General features: G+C 67.5%; 2 protein-coding genes. One reads left to right on the top strand and one right to left on the bottom strand.

What is annotated here, in order from left to right; all coding sequences use genetic code 11:
- The coding region (locus G406_RS49335) for a hypothetical protein (protein ID WP_156935125.1) at positions 1–4,116 on the bottom strand (4,116 nt) is incomplete at its 3' end.
- 85 nt (positions 4,117–4,201) lie between these two features.
- On the opposite strand from G406_RS49335, the gene G406_RS58505 reads away from it, so the two are divergent.
- Positions 4,202–4,348, top strand: a complete 147-nt coding sequence (locus tag G406_RS58505; protein ID WP_156935124.1) for a hypothetical protein — start codon at positions 4,202–4,204, stop codon at positions 4,346–4,348.
- Positions 4,349–4,692: the final 344 nt, after the last annotated feature.

Raw genomic sequence — 4,692 nt, 5'->3', positions numbered from 1 at the left:
GTCGGCGTGGCGGCCGGTGCCCTCGGTCGCCGCGACGCCCGGGTTGTGGGGGGCGTTCGCGCCCTTGGTGCTGTCCGGAACCGATGTCCGGCTGCCCTCATCAGCGGCCTTGGAGCCGCGGTTGAACAGGCGGTCGAACAAGCTCGGTTTCGGTTGCGCGGCAGCCAACGGTGGCGCGCCTGGTGCCTCACCGGCACCGACCGGGTCACCAGCCGTGGGCCGGCCCTCGACAGGTTCGCCGCCGGCGGGCCTGGTGCCGGGTTGACCCTCGACGGGCTCGCCGGTGGCGGGCTCGGTGCTGTGTGGGCTGGTGGTGCCCCGGTCGCCGGTGGCGGGGTCTGTGCCGATCATCGGGTCGTTCTCGGGGAACGGTCCGGGGTTGGTGCCTTCGGCGTAGGGCGATTCCTCACCGGCAGGCTTGTCACCGGCTGGTTTGTCGGTGGTGTCGTTGCGGCTGATTTGTCGTTCGGCGGGGTTGTCGCGGTCGGTGATGATCTCGTCGCCGGTGCGTGTCCCGCCGCCGTGGCCCAGTTGGCCTGGTTCGGGGGTGCTGGGGTCCTTGACCAGCGGGTTGGCGTTGCGGCCGGTGCCTTCGGTCGTCGCGACGCCCGGGTTACCGGGCGCGTTCGCGCCCTTGGTGCTGTCCGAGACGGTCGGGCTGAGCGGGCCGGTGGGGGCGGTTCTGCCGGGGGTGGCGACACCGAGTCTGTTCAACCCCTGGGACAGGGTGGGGATACCGGCTTTACCCGCCGCGGCATCCAACCCGTCGTGCAATCCAGACTTCAGACCCGACGCGCCGCGGGTGATGGGTCCCTTGCCGAACCCGGTGATCAGCAGTGCGCTGCCGAAGTCGTTGGCCATCGCGGCCCCGGGGTCCTTCTGGTATTCGGGGGAGTGGGTCGGGTTCTGCAGATGGCTCAGCGGGTTGCCCTCGAAGAACTTGGAGGGGTCTTGGCGGACGTCGTTGGTGAAGAAATTCGCCCCGGACTTGTGCAGGCCATCGACCATGCCCCCGCCGAACGGTTCGTTGCGGGTCCAGTAGGACCAGAAGTCCTCCCCGGGACGAACAGTGGTCCGATCGGGCATGTGATCGGTTTGAGTGGCCAGCGACCAGGTGCCTCGAACAGCGTCTTCGCCGACGTAGTAGGCGAACTGGCCAAACGCCCCAGCGGCACCGGGGATGAACCCGCCGAGGTGGCGGTCGGCGTTCGCCGCGGCCTGGGCGGGGTTGGAGTTCCATTCCTCAGGGACGGCCGGCCGGTCGGTTTCCCTGGTGGCGTCGGTGTTCCATTGATCCAGCCTGGTCAGCCCGTCGTTCAACGTGGCGCCGAACCCCTGCGCGGTCCTACCCAGTGTCGATGCCCCGAACGGAGACTGTTTGCTGCTCTCGTCACGCTGCTGAGCCTCAGCAGTCAACTCGGCATGGGCTTTGACCTGCTCCTCGGGAGTCAGGTGGAACTTGTCCAGGTTCGCCAACACCGCGGCGGGCTCATTGCCTTCGGGGAGGTGTGGTTTCAGCTGGTCCCAGGTCTTGTCGTTCGCGGTGGCCGCGGTCAACTCGGCCTGGGTACGAATCTGATCGCCATGCCCGGCCCGCAACAAACCTTCACCGTAGGTGGTGGCCCACCCCTGGGGCAGCGGCTGCGCGGCCCGGATCGCGGCAACCTCATCTCGATTACCGCCCAACGCGCTGGAGAACGCACCCTTGTTGTCTATGTACTTGTCATACGCTGGCGCCGCCGCACCGGAAGACAACGCACCCGCGAACAACGGCGAGCCACTGGACGGCTTCTCATCGGAGTGCTTGTTCAGCCAGTCACCCGGGCTGCTGATCCGAGGATCAGTCGGCAACCTGGGGGTGAGTGCGGTGGTGACCGCAGCGTCCGCGGTCTGCAACCGCTCCCCGGTGATCTGCGCGATCTGGTTCTGCGGGCTGTTGCGCACCCGGTCCGCCGCGGCGAAGTACTTGTCATACCCCTCGGGCTTGGCCTGATCCAACGCGTCCTTCTCCGCGTTCAACGCCGCGGCCCGTTCCGGAGAGACCGGACCGGTCGGGGCATTCTCGTTGAACTTCTGCACGCGGTCGTTCCAGCCCTGGACCGCTTCCAGGAAAGGCTTGCCCGACTTCGAATCCCGCGAATTCGGCGCGTTCGCCAGAATCTGACCGTCCGGGCTGTTGAGCGCGCCCATGCTCGCACCCAGATGCGCGGCCTGGGTTTCCTGCAGGTTCACCGCCGCGACGTCCGCTGCCGACTGCGCCGGACGACCCCGCTCGGCCGGCACGTATCCGGGCCAGTACGAACCGATCACCTTCGGCTGGGCCAACGTGCGTCCCGCCGCGTCCAACCCCTTGTCCGTACCGGCGATCGGTGTCGAGGCCTGCGGCGGAATCACATTCCACCCCTCCGCCTTGCCGACACCCGGACGGATCGCGCTGCCACTGCCCTCACCCGAGGGACCAGCCTTCGCGACCTCCACCGAATCATGGATTCCGCGCCCGTTGTCCACCGAACGCCCGTACGACCCACCCGGCCCGACGAACTGCTGGGACATGGTGCCCAACTTGGCGTCGCCGACCACCGAGGAACCGCGCGCACTGGTGGCGCCCTCGGCATGCCCGGTCGCGGTTTCCCCGTTCGCGGTCACCGACCGCGACATCGACGTGTTCGTCGCCGGTTTCGGCCCGGCGGGGTCATCCTTGTGATAGGTCAGGGCCGTGTCAGAGCCGAACAGTCCGCCCAGCCATCCCGGCTTCGGGGCGTTCGGGCGTTTCCCGTCATAAGCCTCGGTGCCCTCACCGCCCTGCACGAAGTCAGCCCTGGTGCGCTCACCGTTGCGGCCCAGGATGATCGAACCACCCTGTTTGCACGTCGCCCCGGTGCACTCACCGTGGGTATCGACCGTACCGGTCTGGTCGTGGGCCTCAGCCTTGAACGTGCCGAACTTCCCGGTCTGGGTCACGTTCGCGATCTGCCGGCCCTGGGCATCCACACCCAGCACCCCGCCACCGGTGGATTCGCCATCGCCGGTACCGGAGATACCCAAACCGCTGTGGGAGTCCTCGCCGGTGAACTTCGAGCACGAGTCGCACCCCACGATCGCCTGGTCCGCGGTGCTGGTGGCCGACCCCGGCCCCTGGATGTTCACCGTCCGACCCGCGAACGTGGTCGTGGTGTGCTGCTCACCCGGCGGTATCGCGGTTTTGTCCGGCTGACCGTCCCCGGTTCTCGGCCCGGACGCGTTCAGGTCGGTATCGCTCAGATCCGCGTAACCGCCCTTACCCAGGTCGATCGCGGCCGTTCCGATCCGGTTGTTGGCCTCGGTCGGTGTGCAACCCTGCGCGCAGTACACCCCTACCCCAGGATTGACCGAATCCCCGGTACGCAGGCCGACCTTCATCACCGAATCCGGAGCAGCCACCTTCATCTGCACCGGGCCGTTCCCAGTGGGGTCGGTTCCCGTGCACCCTCCGGTCGAGCAGGTCCCCTCCAGCACACCGTTGTTGTTGATGACCACCCCGTTCGCGCCCACACTGGTCAACGCGCGGCCATCGTCAAAGCTCGCACCCTGGCTGACCTGGCCAAGAGTGGAGTTCGAGTTCGCCTTGAACGTCGCACCACTGGCATCAGTGTTCTGCGGGGTACACCCGGTACAGCCGTCGGTGACCAACTGACCGTTCTTGCCGACCGTGCGGGTCACCGACGCGGTGACCCCGTCGAAATCCGCCGTCGCGGCGACCGCGCCCGGCCCCAGGTGAACACCCTTCGCCTCGAACTGCCCGACCAGATACTCGCCCCGAGCCTTCTGCGCAGCGGTCTGCGCCTCCTGCTCCTCAGCCGGAGTCGCGGCCCGATCGGTCGAACCCTGTCCCTTGCGCGTGTCCCAATACGCCGTATCGCCCGCGTTATAGGTATCCCGCTCCACACCCGGCTTCAACTGAGCCGGCGGCACACCAGGTGTGGTGCCGTTGGGTGTGGTGCTGTTAGGCCCGGTTCCGGGGGTTCCCGGTTGCGGCAGTGTGCCCGGCGCGGGCGGAACCGTTCCCTGCTCGGGCTCGAGTGGCTTCTGCACCACAGCATTACGAACCGGGATCTCCACCGACCCCGGCGAAGCCACCGGCCCAGGCTGCTGGGCTACCGGCTTGCCGGTATCCGGAGTCTGAGCACTGTCGTGCACAACCGGTGTAGTGGGGGTGGTCGTCGTGCCGGTCCCGGGCTCATCGGGCGTGAGCGGCTTCTTGTCCACGGTCGGATTCACCGACGGTGTCGACTGCGGTGTCTCAGGCTGCTTCACGGTCGGAGCCGACGTGCCGCTGTCGGTGGGTGTCGTCGGCACCGGTGCCGGATGAGCAGCCGAATCGACCGGTGTGCCGGCCGCGACGGGAACATCCTTCTTGACCGGTGCGACCGGCTGATTCGACGGCGTCACCGCCGAATTCGGATCCTGCACCGGTGCGGTATCCGCGGTCGGAGTCGCCCGATTCAGATTCGGATCCACAGTCGGTGCCGACGGCAGGGTCGAATCGTAAGAAGCAGGCACCACTGTCGGAGTCGGATTACTGGCGGGCACCGGATCAGCAACCGGAGTCGGATTACTGGCGGGCACCGGATCAGCAACCGGAGTCGGATTGCTAGCGGGCACCGGATCAGCAACCGGAGTCGGATTGCTAGCGGGCACCGGATCAGCAACCGG

This window comes from Actinospineispora spinosispora DSM 44797, assembly GCF_000429025.1.
Taxonomy (GTDB): Bacteria; Actinomycetota; Actinomycetes; order Mycobacteriales; family Pseudonocardiaceae; genus Pseudonocardia; species Pseudonocardia spinosispora.
The sequence above is the reverse complement of the archived record's forward strand: the minus strand, read 5'-3'. Positions and strand labels throughout refer to the sequence as shown.